Raw genomic sequence first — 20,394 nt, forward strand, 5'->3', positions numbered from 1 at the left:
ACCTTTCGCGACAACATTTTTTGGAGATTCCATGGCGCACTCCTCCTCTAGGGGGCTATCCCCTATCGCTGAGCTGGTGGACGATATCCGCCAAGGCAAAATGGTGATTCTCATGGACGATGAGGATCGCGAAAACGAAGGTGATATCATTATGGCCGCCGAAAAGGTGCAGGCCGAGCATATCAACTTCATGGCCCGTTTTGCCTGCGGTCTTATCTGTATGCCAATGACACGAGCCCGCTGCGAGCAACTTAATTTGCCGCTAATGGTGCGCGATAACGGCTCTGGTTTTGGCACCAAGTTTACGCTTTCGATTGAAGCGACTGAAGGCGTCACTACCGGCATTTCCGCTGCCGATCGTGCGCGTACCGTACAGGCCGCCGTGGCCACGCATGCCAAACCGTCCGATATTGTTCAGCCGGGGCATATTTTTCCGCTGATGGCCGAACCGGGAGGCGTGCTGCGTCGTGCAGGGCACACAGAAGCCGCCTGTGACTTAGCGGCGCTGGCGGGATTTGACCCCAGCGGCGTCATCTGTGAAATCATGAATGATGACGGCAGTATGGCGCGCCGCCCAGAGCTTGAAGCGTTTGCTGAGAAACACGATATTAAAATCGGTACGATTGCAGACTTGATCCATTATCGTATCGTCAATGAGCAGACCGTCGATCATATTGAAGCGTCTTCTGTGACGACTTCTCACGGTGATCTTGAGTTGCATGTATTCCGTGATCGCATTCAGGGCGCTCATCATTTGGCGCTAGTGAATGGCCAGCCTAGCGCCGAGGAGGTCACCACGGTTCGCGTGCATCTGACCGATACGCTACGCGATGTGATGGGATTGATGAAAGGTGAGCAGTGCCGCTGGGATGCGCACGGCGCACTGGAAGAGATTGCCGGCTCAGCACCCGGCGTATTTGTGTTGATCGATGACGGAAGGCCGCATCAGGATTTGAAGGATCAGTTGGATATTTTTCTTGATCGCGTTCGCCAGCCGCGTACCAGCGACTCCGACGGCGCCGGCAATTACTTAACTATCGGCACTGGCTCGCAAATACTGCGCTATTTAGGCGTGGGTAAAATGCGATTACTTAGTTCACCGTGGAAGTTTTCCGCGCTTTCCGGCTTTGATCTCGAAGTCGTTGAGCGTCTTGGCCCTAATGACACGGCGTATGAGCCAACTTCTCAGCAGGAATAAATTGATGCACTCCCTCTCTCAAGTTGAAGGTACTTTTGTTGATGTCGATGGCCGTTACGTCATCGTGGTCGGCCGTTTTAACCACCATATCGTCGATAGCTTGGTAGAAGGTGCTATCGATAGCTTGACGCGTCATGGCGTCGACGCTGAGCATATTCACATTGTTCACGTGCCGGGCGCTTGGGAACTGCCGCTGGCGGTTAAGCGCGTGCTGACAGTGATGAAGCCTGATGCGGTGATTGCGCTAGGGGCGGTGATTCGCGGTGGAACGCCTCACTTCGAATACGTAGCAGGCGGTTGCAACACCGCGATTAACCACCTTCAGCTTGAATTTGATACCCCGATTGCCAACGGCGTGCTAACCGTTGAAAGCATCGAGCAAGCGATTGAACGCGCGGGTACGAAAGCGGGCAATAAAGGTACTGAGGCGGCGATGGCGGCAATGGAAATGGTCTCTTTGCTACGGGCGCTTTCGCCAGGAGATTCTAAATGAGCGAGCGCAAACCGTCTGCCGCTCAGCAGAGTCGTCATGCCGCGCGTGAGTTAACCGTGCAAGGGCTTTATCAGTGGCACATGACGGGTAAGTCCATCACCACCATTGAAGCCGAGTTTCGAAGCCAGGTTGCCGATGATGACTTGGAAGATCACGAAAACTGGGTGAAAGTGATGGAAATCGCCGACAAGGCTCTGTTCCATGATCTGCTTCACAACACGGTGCGTTTTAAAGCAGAGCTGGACCGTGATATTTCGCCGCTGTTAGATCGCCGCCTGGAAGATCTGGATGCGGTGGAACTTGCGATTTTAAGGCTGGGGGCTTACGAGTTATCCCGACGTATGGAAGTGCCTTATCGTGTCGTGATTAATGAAGGCGTTGAGCTGGCTAAGTCATTTGGCGCCACCGATGGCCATAAATACGTGAACGGCATTCTGGACAAGCTGGCAATTCGCTTGCGCAGTGCCGAAGTCAGCGCTCGTCGTCTCTGAACGTGAGCGGTATGACAATGCGTTTAAGGGGCCTTTGTGCTTGCCGAATTTGATTTGATTCAACGCTATTTCATGCCGTCGCAGGAGGCTTCGGTGTCTGATGGCGTCGCACTAGGATGTGGCGACGATGCCACGCTACTGGTGCCGCAAGCAGGCCAGCGGTTGGCCGTTAGCGTTGATACCTCGGTCGTGGACGTACACTTTCCCCGCGAAGCGCCGGCATTTGCGGTGGGCCATCGTGCATTGGCCGTAGCGCTTAGCGACCTGGCGGCCATGGGCGCAACGTCGCGCTGGTGCTTAATGGCATTGAGCTTTGATCAGCGTTCGTTTGCTGACGACGACGCGACCCAGACATGGCTAGCCGACTATGCGCGCGGCTTTCACGCGCTTAGCGAGCAACATGCCACTACGTTGGTCGGAGGCGATGTCACGTCAGGCGCCCTGGCTATTGGCGTTACCGTGATGGGCGAAGTGCCAGTAGGTCAGGCGCTCACTCGTGGCGGTGCTCAGGCGGGCGATTTAATTGCGGTGACCGGTGCGCTAGGCGGCGGAGCAGGCGGCCTGGCACTCTGGAAACAGGGTGAGCGTGATCTAATGCATCCGCTGTTAAAGCGTTACTTATTGCCCGAACCGCGCTTGAGCGCAGGCATTGCGCTGCGTGGTTTGGCTTCCGCGGCTCTGGATGTTTCCGACGGGCTGCTGGCCGATTTAGCGCACTTGCGCGCGGCCTCTCACGTCGGGGCAGTGATCGATATACATGCCTTACCGCTAGCGGAAGGCCTGAAAAACGCACTAGGCCGGAAGGCCGCGCTGCAGTCGGCGCTCTGCGGTGGTGACGACTATGAGCTGCTAGTGACATTAAGTAGTGACAATATTGCTAAAGCGCAGCAGCGCTTGGCGCCATTGGGGTTGACGCTCACCGTCATAGGCCGCTGTCAGGAAGCGCTAGGTATTAGTGCGACTGATCAGACAGATATCAGTGGCTATGCTGGTTGGCAGCATTTTAGTGGGGAAGCGCCATGAATCGTGCACCGAAAAGTGTCTGGCGTCGCCCAACGCATTTTTTTGCCTTTGGCTTAGGCAGCGGCACAGTGCCTTGGGCACCCGGTACGTTTGGCACCCTAGCCGCGATTCCTTTTTATTGGATGATGGCGGATTTACCCCTAGGGTGGTATTTAGGTATCTGCTTTGTCGCTTTTATTGTGGGCGTTTGGCTATGCGATAAAACATCGCATGATTTAGGCGTGCATGACCATTCAGGCATTGTGTGGGATGAATTTGTCGGCTATTGGTTGACCATGGCAGCGGTGCCTTTTTCGTGGGAGGCTGCGCTATGGGGATTTGTGGTGTTCCGCATCTTTGATGTGTTCAAGCCTTGGCCAATTCGCTGGGCAGACCGCCGCGTCGCCGGTGGTTTTGGCATTATGATCGATGATGTTATGGCGGGGGTTTACGCCTGGAGTACGATGCACCTTTGGTTCTGGCTGCACTAAGCAAGATGCTTAGTCAGCGGTTAGTAAAGGTGGGCAAGGCGTCGTCAGAAGTACAAACTCTGTAGATCGGTTTTTCGGGTGCATTGGCTTCAGCTATTGGCTTCAGCTACGTTTGCGTCGAGTGCGTTGGTTTCAAGGAGAGAGTATGCGCAAGGAACGTCTTATTGTCCCCACGCTGGCGGTGATCGCCGTGGTATGGGTGGCAGCGCAGCTTCTCTCAAGCATCCTTTTTGAACGCAGCCTGCACCAAGCCTTGGAGGATCTAGAGGCTCGTGGCGAGTGGCGTGTTAGCCGCACAGAGAGCCGCCAAGGCTGGCTAAGCTCCCATGGTAGGCTCATTCTCTCACCGCTTTTAGGCCGCCCTTGGCGGCTTGAGCTTAACTACAATGCCCGCCACGGCATTTTAAGTACTGACGTTGAAGGTTCCCTTTTACCCCGCTTAGATACCGTGCTGCAGCAAGCCGTGGGTGAAGTGACCGCGCCTTCTGTACCACGCTGGCAAGGCCGTTATCATACCTTGAGCGGCCACAGCGAGCTGCGCCTTGCACTGGCCCCCTTCGTCATTCAGCAAAATGGCCGCGAATTATCCGTTCGCGGCGCCCGGCTGCGCTTAGAAGGCGTGTTTGGCGACTGGCGCTTGCGTGCGATGTTAGATCAGCTCACGTTGACCGATGGCATGTCTCAGCTGGCGGTTGGCCCCACCGTCCTTGAAAGTCGTTATACCTACACCGATGGCGCCTACCACTTTTCGCAGCGCGATCATTTAAATATTGAAACGCTGCAATTGAGCTACCCCGCGTTTGTTATGCAGCTTTCGCCCTTAGATTTGCGTAGCCATATGGTATTGGATGAAGGCGAGCTGCGTATTAAGGGTGAGCTAGAGGTGGGTGATGTACTGGTGCCTTCAGAGGCGCCTGATACGCCGCTAATGAATGGCCGAATCGAGATGGAGCTTTCTCGCTTGAACGCTGACGCGGTGCGCCATGGCATTCGTCGGTTACGCCAGGAAGCCGCTTGGGGAGACTCAAGCCTGCCGATGGCAGAGGGTTTGTTAGCCCGCCTTGAACCAGATTTGCGCAACATGCTCAGCGACTCACCGCGTCTGGATGTCATGACCGTCGCCATAGACAGCCCCTTATTGGGCATTCGCTTAGACGCGGACGGCGCGCTCTTTTTCGATGCCCGCAAGTTAGATGAGCTAAGTGTCGTCGATTTGGACAAAGACAAAGAGCGGGCTAATTGGTTTGAACGCATTGATGGCGATTTCACCTGGCACGAAGCCCCCACCGTAGCCGCGCTATGGCTAGGCCTGCCGCTAGGCACCCGTGAACTGCAGTTTGATGTTATACGTGGCGTATGGCGGGTTAACGGTCGCCCAATGCCTGAACTTTGGCCGTAATCATTGATGAGTGCTTAGCTTAACGCATGATTTAAACACTCGGTTGTAGGCGTGAAGGGTTGAAGTTTCGGCTATGTGCCCGCATTCCATTGGCAACGTTAGGCGGTTCTCACCGCCGATATCGGTTCATTGGAGGACGCATGAGCGACCAAGATTACGACCGCGATGATGAGCACCTTAACTGGCAAGTAGACGACGAGTCTTTTTCAGCCACTGATAAAAATTCTCATCAGGGCCATGACGAACGCTCTCAGAAAGCGAATGAAGAGCAGGGCAGTCAAGACTACCGCTCAGACGGTGAACGGGTAAATTCTCTAGTGCCTGCCAGTGAAATGCTGCCAGAGCGCATCTACCTCCTTCCTATCCATAATCGTCCTTTTTTCCCGGCCCAGGTTCAGCCTTTAGTGGTTAATCGTGAACGCTGGGAAGAGACTATGCGCCGTGTAGGCAATACGCCTCATCACATGATTGGCGTTGCGTTTGTCGGTGAACAGGGCGTTAGCTCCATTGACCACAAGAGTTTTCCCGAGATCGGGACTGCCGTCAAAGTCCATAAGCTAAAGAGTGAAGATGAGCAGATTCAGTTTATTGCTCAGGGTCTGCAGCGCTTTAAAATTACTCGCTGGCTCTCCAAAGAGCCGCCGTATTTGGTTGAAGTCACTTATCCAAAAGAGCCGGTTGACGCGGAGAATGAAGAAACCCGCGCCTACGCCATGGCGATTATCAACGGGATTAAAGAGCTGCTGCCCATAAACCCACTGTATGGCGAAGAGCTTAAGCATTACCTCAACCGCTTTAGCCCCCATCAGCCAGGCCCGTTGACCGATTTTGCAGCGGCGATTACCTCTGCCAAAGGCCCCGAACTGCAGGATGTGCTGGCAACACTTTCGGTAGAAGAGCGGATGCAGAAAGTGCTGCCGCTGCTGCGGAAAGAGATCGACGTGGCTCTGCTACAGGGTGAGATCAGCGAGCAGGTAAACGCGCAGATGCAGGATCGTCAGCGCGAGTTTTTCCTGCGTGAACAGCTTAAAGTGATCCAGCGCGAGCTGGGTATTTCCAAAGATGATCGTGAAAACGATGTGGATACTTTCAGGGCGCGCTTGGATGCGCTAGTGGTGCCTGAACGCGTTCAAACCCGAATTGATGATGAGCTTACCAAGCTCAGCGTCCTGGAAACCGGGTCGCCAGAGTATGGCACCACGCGTAACTATCTCGACTGGCTAACCTCACTGCCTTGGGGCGTGACCAGCCAAGATCAGTTGGATCTTCCGCATGCCCGTCAAGTGCTGAATCGGGATCACGACGGCCTCAGCGACGTTAAAGAACGCATTATCGAATTCCTGGCCGAAGGTACTTTCAAGGGCGATGTTGGCGGTTCGATTGTACTGCTAGTCGGCCCGCCAGGGGTGGGTAAAACATCGATCGGGCGATCGATCGCTGAGACGTTAGGCCGTCAGTTTTACCGGTTTTCGGTCGGCGGGATGCGCGATGAGGCGGAAATCAAAGGCCATCGGCGTACCTATGTAGGCGCTATGCCCGGCAAGCTCGTGCAGGCCTTTAAAGAGGTAGAGGTCGAAAACCCCGTCATCATGCTGGACGAAATTGACAAGCTGGGGCAGTCCTTCCAGGGGGATCCCGCTTCGGCGCTGCTGGAAGTGCTTGATCCCGAGCAGAACGTCGATTTCCTCGACCACTATCTTGATGTCCGGATGGACCTTTCTAAAGTGTTGTTTATTTGCACGGCTAACACCTTGGATTCGATCCCTGGGCCATTACTTGACCGCATGGAGCAAATTCGCCTTTCTGGCTATATCGCGGAAGAAAAACTGGCGATTGCCAAGAATCATCTGTGGCCGAAATTGCTTAAACGCGACAATTTACCTAAAAAGCGCATTAATTTAACCGATGCGGCTTTAAAACAGGTTATTGAAGGCTACGCTCGTGAAGCCGGGGTAAGGCAGCTGGAAAAACAGCTCCACCGTATTGTGCGTAAATCAGCCGTGAAACTACTGGAAGACGATATTGAAACGGTCAAGGTTTCGGTTAAGAACTTAGAAGAGTTTCTGGGTGCGCCGATCTTCCGTAAGGAAAAAGTGTTAACCGGTGAAGGCGTTGTAACCGGGCTTGCGTGGACGTCCATGGGCGGCGCAACGCTGCCGATTGAGGCAGGCAAAGTGCATTCATTGGATCGCGGTTTCAAACTCACCGGAAAGCTGGGAGAGGTGATGCAGGAGTCGGCTAATATCGCCTACAGCTATACGCTTGGTCACCTGCAAGAATACGGTGCCGATGCCGATTTCTTTGACTCAGCGTTTGTGCACCTTCACGTGCCGGAAGGGGCGACGCCAAAAGATGGCCCTTCGGCGGGTGTCACGATGACGACGGCGCTAATGTCTCTTGCCAAGCACCACGCCATTGATAGGCCGCTGGCAATGACCGGTGAGCTGACGTTAACCGGTCAGGTGCTGCCGGTAGGAGGTATTCGCGAGAAAGTGATTGCCGCCCGGCGTAGCGATATATTCGAGCTAATTCTTCCCGATGCTAATCGGCGTGATTACGAAGAATTGCCGGACTATCTGAAAGAGGGCATGACGGTGCACTTCGCCAAGCGCTATCGCGACGTCGCTGATGTCGTATTTGGCCGTGACTAAGATTAAGCTAAGTTTAAACTACGCTTAGAGATTAAAGCGATGCCAATAACCCGGCCCGCTTCTTGCGAGACTGCTGTACTCGTATTGATAGAAAAGTACTGGTAGAGCAGTATTGATAGAACAGTATTGATAGAACAAACCGGGTAATAAATCGCAATAATACATGTGAAGGAATGCAATGAAGGCGACCATTAACGTTGGACTGGTTGGCTTCGGTTTCGCTAGCCAAACCTTCCACGCACCGCTGATCCAGGCCGCAGAAGGCCTGGATTTGGTGGCTGTATCATCCAGTGACGCTGCCAAGGTGCGGGGAGCATTACCTAACGTCGAGGTGGAGAGTCAGGCACTAGCGCTATGTCAGCGTAGCGATATTGACCTCATCGTTATCCCTACACCCAACGATACGCACTTTTCTCTGGCTAAAGCGGCGCTCTCTGCGGGTAAGCACGTGGTGGTCGATAAACCGTTCACTGTCACGGTGTCAGAGGGCAAGCTGCTCAAAAAACTAGCCGATGATAAGGCGCGGCTACTCTCGGTATTTCACAATCGCCGCTGGGACAGCGATTTTCTAACCGTAAAAGCGTTGCTAGAAGTGGGCACGTTAGGACGCGTTGTCAGCGTCGAATCACGCTTTGATCGCTTTCGCCCGCAAGTGATTGATCGCTGGCGTGAGAAGGCCGCGCCTGGAGGCGGTATTTGGTACGACCTGGGGCCGCATCTGCTAGACCAGGCCTGCGAGCTGTTTGGCATGCCGCACGCCATTTTGCTGGAAGTAAGCGCTCGGCGTGATGGTGCAAAGGCTGATGATGACTTTCTTGCCGTGCTGGATTATGAAAGCTTTCGCGTTACCCTGGCGGCGAGCACGCTAGCGGCCGATCCTACGCCACGCTTTCGAATTCACGGTACAGATGGCAGCTATGTAAAGTATGGTTTAGATCCGCAGGAAGAGCGTTTGAAAGCCGGTGAGGTGCCCGGAGCACACTGGGGGAATGATACTCAGCACGGTACGCTAACGTTACGCGAAGGCAAGGGTGAAAGCACGCCGCTAGTACAACGCGAACATGCCACCTTGCCCGGTGATTATCTTGCCTATTATCAAGGCATTGCTGCCGCTATTCGCGAGCAGGCGCCGCTGCCGGTTAGCGTAGATGACGCACTGCGCTCAATGACGTTGTTAGAAGCAGGGCTAGATAGCCACCGTCAACGGCGCTGGATTTCTTTGAAGCATCATTTCTGAAGCATCGCGTCTGAAGTCAAAGCAGCGTTGGGTAAACGCCAACGCTGCTCTCATTCATTTGTGATTAGAGTAAATCAGTGGCGTTGTGACGCTTTTGTTCCCGCATTCTATCCCTGGCGATATAAAGAGCGGCAATGGTGCGCCCTTCATGGAAGTCATCGCGCATTAAGAGCGCAGGCAGCTCTTCTAAGGCATGCGTTTCCACAATCAGCGGTTCGGGTTCATCTCCCGGCAGCCGCTTGGGATAAAGGTCGGTGGCGAGCAGCACCTGCATGCGATGACGCATGTAGTTGGGGGCCAACGAAAGCTCGACCAGCGGTTCAATGCAGTGCGCACCAAAGCCACACTCTTCCATCAGCTCACGGTTGGCCGCGGTGACGATGTCTTCACCGGGGTCGACCAGCCCTTTCGGTAGCGTAAGTACGTAATCTTCAAATCCCGCTGCGTATTCTCGAATTAGCAATACGTGATCAGGGTCTGGCATTGCCACAATCATCACTGCCCCGCGATCAGCGCCGGTTAAACGCTCGAACTGACGCTCTTCGCCGTTAGAAAAACGCAGTGCTAATGACTCCACTTGAAATAAGCGACTTTGCGCCACACATTCGCGCGATAAAATTTGCGGTTTGCGCAGGTAATCAGTACTGCTGCGGGTGTCGGGATCATGAGGGGCTGTGGGGGAGTTGGGCATAAAGGAGTCGGACATAAAAGCGTGCCTCCATGGCTGGTAAAAGGCGGTTAAGCTACAATAGCACGCTTACTCCTTACGCGACCGGAGCGACAATGATTGATTGGCGCGAGATAGACACCGTCCTTCTCGATATGGACGGTACGCTGCTAGATTTACATTTCGATAGCCATTTTTGGCTTGAGCATTTGCCGCGGCGCTACCGTGAATTGCACCAGCTAGATGAAGCCTCTCAAGAGGCGCTAAAGGCTCGCATTATTGGTGAGCAGGGCACTCTGAACTGGTACAGCCTAGCGTACTGGAGCCGCGAGCTAGGGGTCGATATTGTTGCCTTGAAGCGCGAAGTGCAGCACTTAATCGGCCTACGCAGCGGCGCGCTGGATTTTCTTAAATGGTTAAAACAGGCGCATCCTCGCGTTATCCTGGCCACTAATGCCGATCGTGCGAGCCTTGCCTTGAAACTGCCGCTGACTGGTTTGGAAAGCTACCTTGATGCAATCGTTTCTTCTGAAGACGTGGGCGCTGCCAAAGAAGAGCAGGCGTTTTGGTTCGCGCTACAGGAAATCGAAGCCTTTGACCCTGCCCGTACGCTATTTATCGATGACAACGCCAGCGTGTTAGAAAGTGCCCGTGAGTTTGGCATCAAGCATTTATTGGGCATTAAACAGCCGGATAGTCAGCGGCCTGAAAAAGAGCTGCAGGAATTTATTGCTCTGGATCGATTTGCCCAGTTGCTGCCCGAACAGCTGCCGATGTCGTCGTAACGACAAGGAGAGCATGCATGAGTGAAAGCGTACGCTTAGATAAATGGCTGTGGGCTGCGCGTTTTTTTAAAACCCGTGCGCTTGCCAAAAAAGCGATTGAAGGTGGCAAAGTGCATTACGATGGCGCCCGGGTTAAGACCAGTAAAAACGTCGAAGTGGGGGCCAATATTCGCGTGCCGCAAGGATGGGAAGTTCTTGAGGTAGAGGTGATATCGCTTTCAAACCAGCGCCGCGGTGCGCCTGAAGCACGCATGCTCTATGCCGAGACCGACGACAGCATCCAGCGCCGTGCGCGGGAAGCCGAGGCTCGGCGACTCACCAATGAAGCGATGCAGCATCCGCTCAAGCGTCCCGATAAAAAGCAGCGCCGCGATATCCAGCGCTTCCAGCGTCATCAGGGAGAGTAATGCCCACGCTTTGAGTCACCACCGTTAAACATCAGCTGCACTTTAAACAGTAGGTAGTTAAATCATGTCCGATCAAATTCAACGCTTTATATTCGATCAAACCAATGTACGCGGTGAAATCGTCACCCTGTCTGCCGCCTATCACGAAGTGTTGGATCGCCACGCTTATCCGACCGCTGTTAATGAGCTGCTGGGTGAGCTGCTGGCGGCGGTGGCGCTGCTTACTGATACGGTTAAACTGGATGGCACGCTGAGTATTGAAGTGCGCGGGCGAGGCGTGCTGGCATTATTAATGGCTGAGTCCAACCCCGGCGGTGAGCTGCGCGCGATTGCTCGTATCGCAGAAGATGCCGCGCTGCCGAGTGAGCATGCAAGCTTTCGCGAACTGGTGGGCGAAGGCCAAATTGTGATCACTCTCGACCCTCGTGAAGGCAATCGTTATCAAGGTATTGTGGCGCTAGACCAAGACACGCTGAGCGGCTGCCTGGAGGCCTATTTCAGCCAGTCCGAGCAGTTGCCGACTCGCCTATGGCTGGCAGCGAATGAGGAGCGCGCTGGTGGTTTACTGTTGCAGCGCCTGCCGGAAGCATCGCAAAACCAAGATGTCGATGCCTGGAGTCGTAGCGTGCAGCTGGCCGATACTATCAAAACAGAAGAGCTGCTGGGGCTTGAGCAGCGTGAAGTGCTGTACCGTCTTTATCATGAAGAAACGGTGCGCGTCTTCGATCCGAAAGATTTACGCTTTGGCTGCACGTGCTCTCGCGAGCGAATGACGTCCGCGCTGTACTCATTAGGCCAAGACGAGCTGCGCGATATTCTTCAAGAACAGGGCGCAATCGACACGCAATGCCACTTTTGTCACACGAAATATCACTACACGGCAGCGGATATTGAAACTTTGTTGGATGACCCTGAGGCGCCATCACCGACAATTCACTGATTGTGTAGTCAAATGCAGCCATCAGCGGGTCTGCCCGTCGTCGCGGGAGGGTCAATGGATTCAATGAATACGACGCTTTTGGCAAACGGTCGTTTTATTAATTACTGCGTTGCAACACAAAATGTAGTGTCTATGTAGTAGTTTAACTACACGATATTTGATCTTCGCCCCCGTTTCCCGGGGGCTTTCTTTTTGCCATAATGCGCCCGACTTCAGCGCACCCAGCCGGTTTAGCCATGGTTGGGATGAACTTTAAGGCGATGGTAATGAAGATGCTTGCACGTTAGACACGTCACGTCTTTGTAAGCAGCTCCTTTCGCCCGGTAAACGAGACATAACGGCCTTAAGGCCAGGAATCGACATGACCACGACTCAAGCTGCTCCCCAAGCCCACGTCAACCTCAGCAGCGCCGAACTGATCGAGCGCGCAGTGGCAAGTGGCGAAGGCCGCCTGTCGGCCAACGGTGCTCTGGTAGTAAATACGGGCCTGCGTACCGGTCGTTCTCCGAAAGATCGTTTTATCGTCGATGAGCCCTCTACGCGCAGTCAAATCGATTGGGGCGGTGTCAACCTGCCTTTCAATGCCGACAAATTCAACGCCTTGTGGAACCGGGTTGATGAGTATCTGACTAGCCAAGAACATTTCGTGACTGAACTGCACGTCGGCAGTGATTCCGCCCACTACCTGCCGGTTCGCGTTACCACCCAAACCGCTTGGCAAAATCTGTTTGGCCGCACCATGTTTGTACGTCCTCAGGCCTATAATCAAGCCGCTAAAGACGAATGGGCAATCCTTAATGCCGCAGGCTTTGAGTGTGATCCTTCGCGCGACGGCACTAACTCTGATGGTTGTGTGATCATCAACTTCGCTGAGAAGAAAGTGCTAATCGCCGGTATGCGTTACGCCGGTGAAATGAAAAAAGCCATGTTCTCCGTGCAAAACTTTCTGCTCCCGGCTGCCGACGTGCTGCCCATGCACTGCTCGGCTAACGTCGGTGAAGATGGCGAAACGTGCCTGTTCTTCGGTCTTTCTGGCACCGGTAAAACCACGCTTTCCGCTGACCAAGCGCGCTTTTTGATTGGCGATGACGAGCATGCTTGGGGCGACGGCATCGTCTTCAATATGGAAGGCGGCTGCTACGCCAAGTGCATCGATCTTTCTGAAAAGAACGAGCCGGTTATCTGGAACGCCATTAAATTCGGCACCGTGCTTGAGAACGTTGTGTTGGATGACCGCCGTGAGCCCGATTACGCTGACGACAGCCTGACTCAGAACTCACGTGCCGCCTACCCGCTAGAGCACGTCGAGAAGCGCGTACCGGAAAATCTCGCGGGCGAGCCGAACGCGATTGTGTTTCTGACTTGCGATATGTCTGGCGTGCTGCCGCCGGTGTCCGTGCTGTCTAAGGAAGCGGCGGCTTATCACTTTCTGTCAGGCTACACTGCCAAAGTGGGCTCAACCGAAATGGGCTCGTCTGAAGGTTTGGCCGCGACGTTCTCTACCTGCTTCGGCGCGCCGTTCTTCCCGCGGCCTGCGCGTGAATACGCTGACCTTTTGATCAAGCGTGTCGACAAAAAAGACGCTCAGGTGTACTTGGTCAATACTGGCTGGACCGGCGGCGCTTACGGTGAAGGCGGTTCACGCTTCTCCATCCCGACGACTCGCGCCATCATCAGTGCGATTCAGTCAGGTGTGCTGCGCGACATCGAAACCAAGCATATTGATGGTCTTAATTTGCAGGTGCCTGTTTCCGTACCGGGCGTTGACTCTAGCCTGCTTGATCCGCGTGAAACCTGGCAAGACCGTGAGGCATACGATCGTCACCTGAAAGAACTGGCGACGAAGTTTGTTAATAACTTCAAGAAATTCGCAGGCGTCAGCGACGCAATCGTCAAAGCGGGCCCGCAGGTGAGCTGAAAATAGGCTTGCCCGTAAGTGTCATAAAAATGGGACAGTGCTTCGGCACTGTCCCATTTTTTATGGGTAGCTGCGGATTGCTGTGATGTCGTCTGATCATGGCTTTTGTTTATGGCCGGTGATGAAACGCCGAAAATGGGGCCGTTCCGGTTACGCTGCAAGTCATGCCAGCCGTGGTAGGTTTGTGGTACCTTGGCAACATATCAAATGCTGCATGAGTTAGTTGTAATTTATGGATGTCAATCAGCGTATTATTTCGCGCTTAGCCACTGAGTTAAGCGTACGTCCCGAACAAGTCTCTGCCACGGTGGAACTGCTGGATGGCGGCGCTACCGTGCCGTTTATTGCCCGTTATCGTAAAGAAGTCACCGGCGCCCTAGACGATATTCAGCTACGTCAGTTAGATGAGCGCCTGCGCTACCTGCGCGAACTTGAAGAACGCCGTGCCGCAGTGCTAGCCGCCATTGATGAGCAGGGCAAGCTCGACGGCCCGCTAAAGGCAAGCATTGATGCCGCTGAGACCAAGCAGCGGCTGGAAGATCTATACCTGCCCTTTAAGAAAAAGCGCCGTACCAAAGCACAAATTGCCCGCGAAGCAGGGCTTGAGCCATTGGCGGATGCACTGCTGGCTGATCCTACGCTAAGCCCTGAAAGCGAAGCCGCTCACTATTTGCGCTCGGCGGAAGGCGATATTCCCGCCATCGAAGATGCCAAGGCTGCGCTAGATGGCGCCAAGCAGATTTTGATGGAGCGCTTTGCCGAAGATCCCGAGCTGATAGGCCAATTACGCGAACGGCTGTGGCAAGAAGGCGAACTCAGTGCCCGTGTGCTTGAGGGCAAGCAGCAGGAGGGCGCTAAGTTCTCCGACTACTTTGAGCACGACGAGAAGCTGGCCAAAGCGCCTTCGCACCGCGCGTTGGCAATGTTCCGCGCGCGCAACGAAGGTATCTTAAGCCTGTCGATTCGTTTGCCTGGTGAAGACGATGCCCCGGTTCATCCTGCCCAGGTGACGATTGCCAAGCAGTTCGGCATTAGTGATCAAGGCCGTGCGGCGGATAAGTGGCTCGCTGAAGTTGTCCGCTGGACTTGGCGCGTAAAGCTTTATACCGCACTGGAAACAGAGCTGCTGGGCCGCCTACGCGAAGCCGCTGAATTAACGGCTATCGAGGTGTTTGCAGCCAACCTGAAAGACCTGCTGCTAGCGGCACCGGCGGGCCAGAAAATTACCCTCGCGATTGATCCAGGCCAGCGGACGGGCTGTAAAATTGCGGTAATTGATGCCACCGGCCAATTTATTGACCAAGCGACTATTTACCCTCATGCGCCGCAGAATCGTTGGGATGAGTCGTTAGGCGTGCTAACCAAGCTGATTAAACAGCACGGCGTTGAGCTGATTGCTGTTGGTAACGGCACCGCTAGTCGTGAAACCGACAAGCTGGCAGGCGAGCTGGTCAAGGCGCTGGCGCCCGCGCACCGGTTAAGCAAGGTGATGGTCTCAGAAGCCGGCGCCTCGGTGTATTCTGCCTCTGAATACGCCTCTCGTGAGCTGCCTGATTTAGACGTCACTATCCGTGGCGCGGTGTCCATTGGCCGTCGCCTGCAGGACCCGCTCGCCGAGCTGGTTAAAATCGAGCCCAAGTCGATCGGGGTGGGGCAATATCAGCACGATGTTTCTCAGGTACAGCTGTCGCGTAGCCTGGAAGTCGTGATCGAGGACTGCGTTAATGCGGTCGGTGTCGATCTCAATACCGCCTCCAGCGCGCTCCTGTCACGGGTTGCTGGGCTGAGTGCGGCGCTGGCTGAAAATATTGTTGCCCAACGCAATGCAAAGGGCGCTTTTAAAAGTCGTAAAGAGCTATTAGAGGTGAGCCGCTTAGGCGCGAAAACCTTTGAGCAGTGCGCCGGCTTTCTGCGTATTCATAATGCGAATAATCCGTTGGATGCTAGTGCCGTTCACCCTGAGGCCTATTCTTTGGTGGAGCGTATCGCCAAGCAGGGTGGTCGTGAGGTGAAAGGCTTGATTGGCGATAGCGCGGCCCTAAAAGCGTTCAAACCTGCCGACTTTGCCGATGAGCGTTTTGGTGTGCCTACGGTCAGCGATATTCTTAAAGAGCTAGATAAACCTGGCCGTGACCCGCGCCCTGAGTTTAAAGCTGCAGAGTTTCGTGAAGGGGTTGAAACACTGAAAGATCTCAAGCTCGCCATGGTGCTGGAAGGTACCGTTACCAACGTCACGCACTTTGGTGCGTTTGTTGATATTGGCGTCCATCAGGATGGCCTGGTGCACATCTCGGCGTTATCCGACCGGTTTATCGACGACCCGCGCAGCGTTGTAAAGGCAGGGGATATCGTGACGGTTAAAGTAATGAGCGTTGATATTGCGCGTAAGCGAGTAGGGCTTTCCATGCGTTTGGATGATCAGCCTGAGGCTGAAAACGATGTTAAGAACGGCGCTGACCAGCAGAACGCTCAGCGAAAGCCTGCGCGGGGGCAGCGTAGTGCTTCGAAGCCCTCTGAGCAGGCGGCACCCATGGGTGCGCTTGGCGCCGCTTTGTTAAAAGCGCGTGGCGGAAAATAGTCATAGGCAGCGGTAACGTATCGCGCGCCTTGAAAAAGCGATGTCTTGATAAGCGATGCCTTGAAAAAAAACATGGTTGCCGCCATATCCTGCCTTTTACTGCGCGAAGCAGAGATGCTGACGATGCCATCTGATTTCACCAAGGCCCGCCGTCGGCGGGCTTTACTGACAAGGAGTGTTCACCTTGACTGAACCACTCACTGTGCCATCCGCGCTGACTGCGCAAGTTGAACGCCTGCTTCCCAGTGCGCGCCTTGGCCGGTTGGGCCGCTTGCGTCGTGGGCTTGAAAAAGAAGGGTTGCGAGTTGACGCCAATGGCCATATTGCGCAAACCCCGCACCCGCACGCGCTGGGCTCTAAGTTAACCCACCCGCATATCACCACCGACTACTCTGAGTCGCTGCTTGAGTACATTACGCCGGTTTACTCACAGCCGGGTGAGGCGCTGTGCTTTTTATCTGACCTGCATACGTTTACCTATCATCATTTAGAAAATGAGTGGATTTGGCCTGGCAGCATGCCGTCTAGGCTGTCTGGCAACGACAGTGTGCCGATTGCCGACTACGGCAGTTCCAATGTTGGCACCATGAAGCATGTTTACCGCAAAGGGTTAGACATGCGCTATGGGCGCATCATGCAGGCGATTGCGGGCGTTCATTACAATGTTTCGTTGCCGGATGATATGTGGCACGCGCTGCGTGAAATGGAAAAAGCCACCAATATCCCCTTCAACGATTATCGCTCCACCCGCTATTTCGGCATGATTCGTCATTTCCGCCGTCATAGCTGGTTATTGCTGTATTTATTTGGTGCGTCACCGGCCATCGATAAAAGCTTTCTGCCTGCAGGCAATGTGCCTGATAAGCTGCAGTCGCTCAGTGACGACACTTATTTTGCGCCTTACGCGACGACCCTGCGTATGTCGGATCTTGGGTACCAAAATAAAGTGCAGTCGCAGCTTAAAATCTGTTTTAACTCGCTGTCGAATTACGTTAATACGCTGCGTCACGCGATCTCATCGCCATGGCCCGACTATGAAGCAATGGGTGTTAACGTAGATGGCGAGTGGCGCCAGTTAAACGCTAACATTCTGCAAATTGAGAACGAATATTACAGCGATATTCGTCCCAAACGTGTCGCTAAGCACAACGAAACGCCAAGTCAGGCGCTGGAAGCCCGCGGCGTGGAATACATCGAAGTGCGCTGCTTAGATCTCAATCCCTTCGATCCGCTTGGCGTGAATGAAGTCCAAATGCGCTTTGTGGACACGTTTTTGATGTGGTGCCTGCTCAGCGACAGCCCATGGATTTCCGACGAGGAATGTGACCGCTTAGACGACAATCGTCGTTGGGTCGTCGAGCGCGGTCGTGATCCCGAGCTTAAGCTGTTTAATAATGGTAAACCCACTTCGGTGAGCGAGTGGGGCGAACAGATCTTTGCGGAAATGGGCGAAGTGGCCCGCCTGCTTGACGGAGTAGAAGAAGGTGCACCGCACGCAGAGGCATTAGCGAGCCTTGCACCTAGGTTGAGTGATCCCTCACTTACGCCTTCTGCTCAGGTGCTCGAACGGCTGAAGGAAAACGGCGGCTCGTTAAGTGATTTGATGCTGAGTTTGGCCCAAGAGCAGGCGGAGCAGCTGAAGGCGGCGCCGATGCAGCGCTGTCGTGAAGCGTTATTAGCCCAGCTAATTGAAACGTCGCACCAGCAGCAGCACGATATTGAAGCCGCTGACCAAGAGTCGTTCTCTGAGTTCTTACAGGTTTACTTTACTAAAGCACGCGAATCCCGCGCTTTATCGGCGCTACCTTCTGAGGCTCGTCAATGATCCTGCACTCTTTTCGCTCAATAGCCCTGGCCGGTTTAGCTTTCTGTGTATTGATGATGGCGGTCGCTCTTGGCCTTGAGCATATCGGCGGCTATGAACCCTGCCCACTGTGTATTTTTCAGCGCGTAGCGGTGATTGCGGCTGGTATTGTGTTCGCCATTGCAGCCATACATAACCCTGCAGGCCGCGTCGGCAAAGTCATTTACGGGCTGTTATCGCTGGCGGCCGTTGGAGCCGGTGTCTTTGTTGCCGGGCGCCACGTGTGGTTGCAATCACTGCCGGCTGACGAGGTTCCTTCATGCGGGCCTGGGCTTGAATACATGATGGATATCCTGCCCATGCGGGACGTCGTGTCCATGGTGTTAAACAGCTCGGGTGAGTGTGCCAATATCGATTTCTCGTTGCTAGGCCTCTCACTGCCTGCCTGGACGTTGATCGGTTTTGCCATCTTGGCGATCGCCGTGCTGCGTATGCTAGTGCTAGCCGTGCGTCAACGTTAAGGCTATGTGACAAGGAGTACGGCGTGCTTTACAAACACTTTGCCTGCCAAGAAGAGATCGATCGTGCCTACGACCCGATGCTGGGTCGTGACCCGATGGTGTTGGTAAATGATTGGCGGCAGCGCAGCGAGGCATCGCGGGAAAACCATCGCGTCACCTTGGATCTTGCTTATGGCCCTTCGCTTGCTGAACGTATGGATATCTTCCATGCCGATGGGCTTAAAGCGCCCGTGCATGTGTTCTTTCACGGCGGCTACTGGCGCTCACTTAGTCATCGTGAATTTAGCTTTATCGTCGATGACCTCGTTAAATCCGGTATCACGGTGGCGGTGGTTAACTATGCGCTGTGCCCTCAGGTACGCTTTAGCGAGCTGGTGCGGCAGACTCAGGCGGCGGTGGCTTACGTGTCTCGTCATGCCGCCGAGCTGGGCATTGATGCAGATCAGCTGAGTATTTCAGGGCATTCCGCGGGCGGGCACCTGTGTGCGATGCTGATGTCGACCGACTGGCAGGGCACGTTTGGCTTGCCGAACGAACTCATTCGTGGCGCGCTGTGCGTGAGCGGTTTATACGATCTACGGCCATTTCCGTGGTCGTGGCTGCAGCCTAAGCTTCAGCTGACGGGCCGTGATGTACACGAACTCAGCCCGTTAGGGCTAGCGTGTCGGGTGCCTGCGCCTATGCATCTCGTGGCAGGTGAGCTGGAGCTGGATGGATTTCAAGACCAAATGAGCGCCTATAGCGAGCATGTGAGCCAGCAAGGTCAGCACGTTACCCAGCAGCTAATCCCCAACGTGGATCACTTCTCGATACTAGAACACTATCTTAACGATGGGTGCTTTGTGGGATGGATTAAAGCGTTTCACGGCTTAAGCTAGCGCCCCGCTAGGGGCGCTGTTTATGGCTGTGAGGCGAAAATTAGGCGGAAGGTATTACCGCCGTCGCTTCTATCTCGACTTTAGCCTGGTCTTCGACAAGCCCCGCCACCTGCACCATCGTCATCGCTGGAAAATGCTTGCCGAGCACTTCGCGGTAGGCGGCGCCTACGTCTTTAAGGCGGGCTAAATACTCCTTCTTGTCCGTCACGTACCAGGTTAAACGTACCAGGTGCTCTGGGCCTGCTCCCGCCTCTTGTAGTACGGCCACAATGTTTTGCAGCGCTTGGTTAACCTGCACAGCAAAGTCGTCGCTTTCAAAGACATGCTCGGCATTCCAGCCAATCTGCCCGCCGACAAAAACAGTCTGGCCGGAGGCAAGCACGCCATTGGCATAGCCTACGGCTGCCTTCCAGTGAGAAGGATGAAGAAGCTGATGAAAGGTGGCGTCACTCATTAGGGCTATCCTTATAGGTTATCAACGGTAATGTGCTGGCGTATCGCGTCGGTCCATGGCATAGACTTACCGCTCGTTAAATCCATAAATACTAGAGTAGAACAACTTGTTAGGCGTTTTTGTTCGCCGCAGTAAGCAACGATTTTAAGGTCCAGACTACTGCGTCCAACGGCCTGAACGGTTAATTCAAAGTTAAGCAGTTCGCCGAGCCGGCTAGGCGCGTGAAACTGTGTGTCGATAGCGGCGGTGGGCACTCCGGTGCCGCTTTCAATATGCAATTGATTAAAATCGTGCTGCACAACTTCCTCAAACCAATCTTCGACGACCGAGTTGATCAGCTCAAAATAGCGAGGATAAAAAACGATTCCCGCCGGATCACAGTGCTGAAAGCGGACTTTTCGCTGGCTTGTAAACGTCATGGCGCTTTCCCCTGTTGTTATTCTCAATGACATGTCCAGATTCTCAACGACGTGTCTGGAA

19 protein-coding genes are annotated in these 20,394 nt (G+C 54.3%); 16 read left to right on the forward strand and 3 right to left on the reverse strand.

Annotated features, from left to right (window positions below):
• Positions 1-31: 31 nt before the first annotated feature.
• The 8 genes from ribBA (at position 32) to ACT3TF_RS04470 (ending at position 8,962) form a co-directional block, all read left to right on the forward strand.
• On the forward strand, positions 32-1,198 hold the full coding sequence (gene ribBA, locus ACT3TF_RS04435) for a bifunctional 3,4-dihydroxy-2-butanone-4-phosphate synthase/GTP cyclohydrolase II (RefSeq protein WP_193062255.1): 1,167 nt from the start codon (positions 32-34) through the stop codon (positions 1,196-1,198).
• Positions 1,199-1,202: 4 nt separating this feature from the next.
• Positions 1,203-1,691 (forward strand): 6,7-dimethyl-8-ribityllumazine synthase, encoded by a 489-nt coding sequence (ribH, locus tag ACT3TF_RS04440; protein WP_096281292.1) that lies wholly within the window; start codon positions 1,203-1,205, stop codon positions 1,689-1,691.
• Positions 1,688-2,182: a transcription antitermination factor NusB gene (nusB, locus tag ACT3TF_RS04445; RefSeq protein WP_193062257.1), complete on the forward strand. Its 495-nt coding sequence runs from the start codon at positions 1,688-1,690 to the stop codon at positions 2,180-2,182. Before ribH ends, nusB begins: the two co-directional genes overlap by 4 nt.
• 36 nt (positions 2,183-2,218) lie before the next feature.
• Complete coding sequence (thiL, locus tag ACT3TF_RS04450; protein ID WP_444671649.1) at positions 2,219-3,205, forward strand: thiamine-phosphate kinase; 987 nt, start codon at positions 2,219-2,221, stop codon at positions 3,203-3,205.
• Entirely contained in the window at positions 3,202-3,675 is a 474-nt protein-coding gene (locus tag ACT3TF_RS04455; RefSeq protein ID WP_096281286.1) for a phosphatidylglycerophosphatase A family protein, read from the forward strand. The genes thiL and ACT3TF_RS04455 overlap by 4 nt, the downstream gene beginning before the upstream one ends.
• A 145-nt stretch (positions 3,676-3,820) precedes the next feature.
• On the forward strand, positions 3,821-5,074 hold the full coding sequence (locus ACT3TF_RS04460; RefSeq protein WP_193062261.1) for a DUF945 family protein: 1,254 nt from the start codon (positions 3,821-3,823) through the stop codon (positions 5,072-5,074).
• Between the two features lie 140 nt (positions 5,075-5,214).
• Positions 5,215-7,725 carry an endopeptidase La gene (gene lon, locus ACT3TF_RS04465; protein WP_444671650.1) on the forward strand — a complete coding sequence of 837 codons (2,511 nt, stop codon included), beginning with the start codon at positions 5,215-5,217 and terminating at the stop codon, positions 7,723-7,725.
• A gap of 178 nt (positions 7,726-7,903) precedes the next feature.
• On the forward strand, positions 7,904-8,962 hold the full coding sequence (locus ACT3TF_RS04470; protein WP_444671651.1) for an oxidoreductase: 1,059 nt from the start codon (positions 7,904-7,906) through the stop codon (positions 8,960-8,962).
• A 64-nt stretch (positions 8,963-9,026) separates the two neighbouring features.
• On the opposite strand, the gene nudE is transcribed toward ACT3TF_RS04470, so the two are convergent.
• On the reverse strand, positions 9,027-9,653 hold the full coding sequence (gene nudE / locus ACT3TF_RS04475; protein WP_444671769.1) for an ADP compounds hydrolase NudE: 627 nt from the start codon (positions 9,651-9,653) through the stop codon (positions 9,027-9,029).
• A 92-nt stretch (positions 9,654-9,745) separates the two neighbouring features.
• Here nudE and yrfG point away from each other — a divergent pair, with 92 nt between their 5' ends.
• The 8 genes from yrfG to ACT3TF_RS04515 all read left to right on the forward strand — a co-directional run bounded on the left by yrfG (position 9,746) and on the right by ACT3TF_RS04515 (position 19,460).
• Positions 9,746-10,414 carry a GMP/IMP nucleotidase gene (gene yrfG / locus ACT3TF_RS04480; RefSeq protein ID WP_193062267.1) on the forward strand — a complete coding sequence of 223 codons (669 nt, stop codon included), beginning with the start codon at positions 9,746-9,748 and terminating at the stop codon, positions 10,412-10,414.
• Between the two features lie 17 nt (positions 10,415-10,431).
• Positions 10,432-10,821, forward strand: a complete 390-nt coding sequence (locus ACT3TF_RS04485; RefSeq protein ID WP_193062269.1) for an RNA-binding S4 domain-containing protein — start codon at positions 10,432-10,434, stop codon at positions 10,819-10,821.
• A 64-nt stretch (positions 10,822-10,885) separates the two neighbouring features.
• A complete protein-coding gene (gene hslO / locus ACT3TF_RS04490) occupies positions 10,886-11,761 on the forward strand; it encodes an Hsp33 family molecular chaperone HslO (protein ID WP_193062271.1) in 876 nt (291 codons plus the stop codon).
• 361 nt (positions 11,762-12,122) lie between these two features.
• Entirely contained in the window at positions 12,123-13,679 is a 1,557-nt protein-coding gene (locus tag ACT3TF_RS04495; protein ID WP_444671652.1) for a phosphoenolpyruvate carboxykinase, read from the forward strand.
• 232 nt (positions 13,680-13,911) lie between these two features.
• Positions 13,912-16,257, forward strand: coding sequence for a Tex family protein (locus ACT3TF_RS04500; protein WP_444671653.1), 2,346 nt, complete (start codon positions 13,912-13,914; stop codon positions 16,255-16,257).
• 184 nt (positions 16,258-16,441) lie between these two features.
• Positions 16,442-18,082, forward strand: a complete 1,641-nt coding sequence (gene gshA / locus ACT3TF_RS04505; RefSeq protein WP_192536151.1) for a glutamate--cysteine ligase — start codon at positions 16,442-16,444, stop codon at positions 18,080-18,082.
• Complete coding sequence (locus tag ACT3TF_RS04510) at positions 18,079-18,582, forward strand: disulfide bond formation protein B (RefSeq protein WP_192536150.1); 504 nt, start codon at positions 18,079-18,081, stop codon at positions 18,580-18,582. The genes gshA and ACT3TF_RS04510 overlap by 4 nt, the downstream gene beginning before the upstream one ends.
• Positions 18,583-18,605: 23 nt before the next feature.
• The gene (locus ACT3TF_RS04515; RefSeq protein ID WP_444671654.1) at positions 18,606-19,460 is read left to right on the forward strand and encodes an alpha/beta hydrolase; all 855 of its coding nucleotides are present in this window, start codon (positions 18,606-18,608) and stop codon (positions 19,458-19,460) included.
• Between the two features lie 40 nt (positions 19,461-19,500).
• Here the strand turns inward: ACT3TF_RS04515 and ACT3TF_RS04520 are convergent, their stop codons facing one another.
• Both ACT3TF_RS04520 and ACT3TF_RS04525 read right to left on the reverse strand, forming a co-directional pair.
• Entirely contained in the window at positions 19,501-19,914 is a 414-nt protein-coding gene (locus ACT3TF_RS04520; protein ID WP_193062281.1) for a RidA family protein, read from the reverse strand.
• Positions 19,915-19,925: 11 nt separating this feature from the next.
• Positions 19,926-20,333, reverse strand: coding sequence for an acyl-CoA thioesterase (locus ACT3TF_RS04525; protein ID WP_192536148.1), 408 nt, complete (start codon positions 20,331-20,333; stop codon positions 19,926-19,928).
• Positions 20,334-20,394: the final 61 nt, after the last annotated feature.

Origin of the sequence: Halomonas sp. AOP25-F1-15 (assembly GCF_052378675.1) — a bacterium.
Classification (GTDB): domain Bacteria; phylum Pseudomonadota; class Gammaproteobacteria; order Pseudomonadales; family Halomonadaceae; genus Vreelandella; species Vreelandella casei.

What these genes read in the sequence shown, in the direction of transcription:
- ACT3TF_RS04455 (WP_096281286.1), top strand. Translation starts at nt 3,202, where the DNA reads ATGAATCGTGCACCGAAAAGTGTCTGGCGTCGCCCAACGCATTTTTTT.
- ribBA (WP_193062255.1), top strand. Translation starts at nt 32, where the DNA reads ATGGCGCACTCCTCCTCTAGGGGGCTATCCCCTATCGCTGAGCTGGTG.
- nudE (WP_444671769.1), bottom strand. Translation starts at nt 9,653, where the DNA reads ATGCCCAACTCCCCCACAGCCCCTCATGATCCCGACACCCGCAGCAGT.
- hslO (WP_193062271.1), top strand. Translation starts at nt 10,886, where the DNA reads ATGTCCGATCAAATTCAACGCTTTATATTCGATCAAACCAATGTACGC.
- yrfG (WP_193062267.1), top strand. Translation starts at nt 9,746, where the DNA reads ATGATTGATTGGCGCGAGATAGACACCGTCCTTCTCGATATGGACGGT.
- ACT3TF_RS04495 (WP_444671652.1), top strand. Translation starts at nt 12,123, where the DNA reads ATGACCACGACTCAAGCTGCTCCCCAAGCCCACGTCAACCTCAGCAGC.
- ACT3TF_RS04500 (WP_444671653.1), top strand. Translation starts at nt 13,912, where the DNA reads ATGGATGTCAATCAGCGTATTATTTCGCGCTTAGCCACTGAGTTAAGC.
- lon (WP_444671650.1), top strand. Translation starts at nt 5,215, where the DNA reads ATGAGCGACCAAGATTACGACCGCGATGATGAGCACCTTAACTGGCAA.
- ACT3TF_RS04525 (WP_192536148.1), bottom strand. Translation starts at nt 20,333, where the DNA reads ATGACGTTTACAAGCCAGCGAAAAGTCCGCTTTCAGCACTGTGATCCG.
- ribH (WP_096281292.1), top strand. Translation starts at nt 1,203, where the DNA reads ATGCACTCCCTCTCTCAAGTTGAAGGTACTTTTGTTGATGTCGATGGC.
- ACT3TF_RS04510 (WP_192536150.1), top strand. Translation starts at nt 18,079, where the DNA reads ATGATCCTGCACTCTTTTCGCTCAATAGCCCTGGCCGGTTTAGCTTTC.
- ACT3TF_RS04460 (WP_193062261.1), top strand. Translation starts at nt 3,821, where the DNA reads ATGCGCAAGGAACGTCTTATTGTCCCCACGCTGGCGGTGATCGCCGTG.
- ACT3TF_RS04470 (WP_444671651.1), top strand. Translation starts at nt 7,904, where the DNA reads ATGAAGGCGACCATTAACGTTGGACTGGTTGGCTTCGGTTTCGCTAGC.
- ACT3TF_RS04520 (WP_193062281.1), bottom strand. Translation starts at nt 19,914, where the DNA reads ATGAGTGACGCCACCTTTCATCAGCTTCTTCATCCTTCTCACTGGAAG.
- nusB (WP_193062257.1), top strand. Translation starts at nt 1,688, where the DNA reads ATGAGCGAGCGCAAACCGTCTGCCGCTCAGCAGAGTCGTCATGCCGCG.
- ACT3TF_RS04485 (WP_193062269.1), top strand. Translation starts at nt 10,432, where the DNA reads ATGAGTGAAAGCGTACGCTTAGATAAATGGCTGTGGGCTGCGCGTTTT.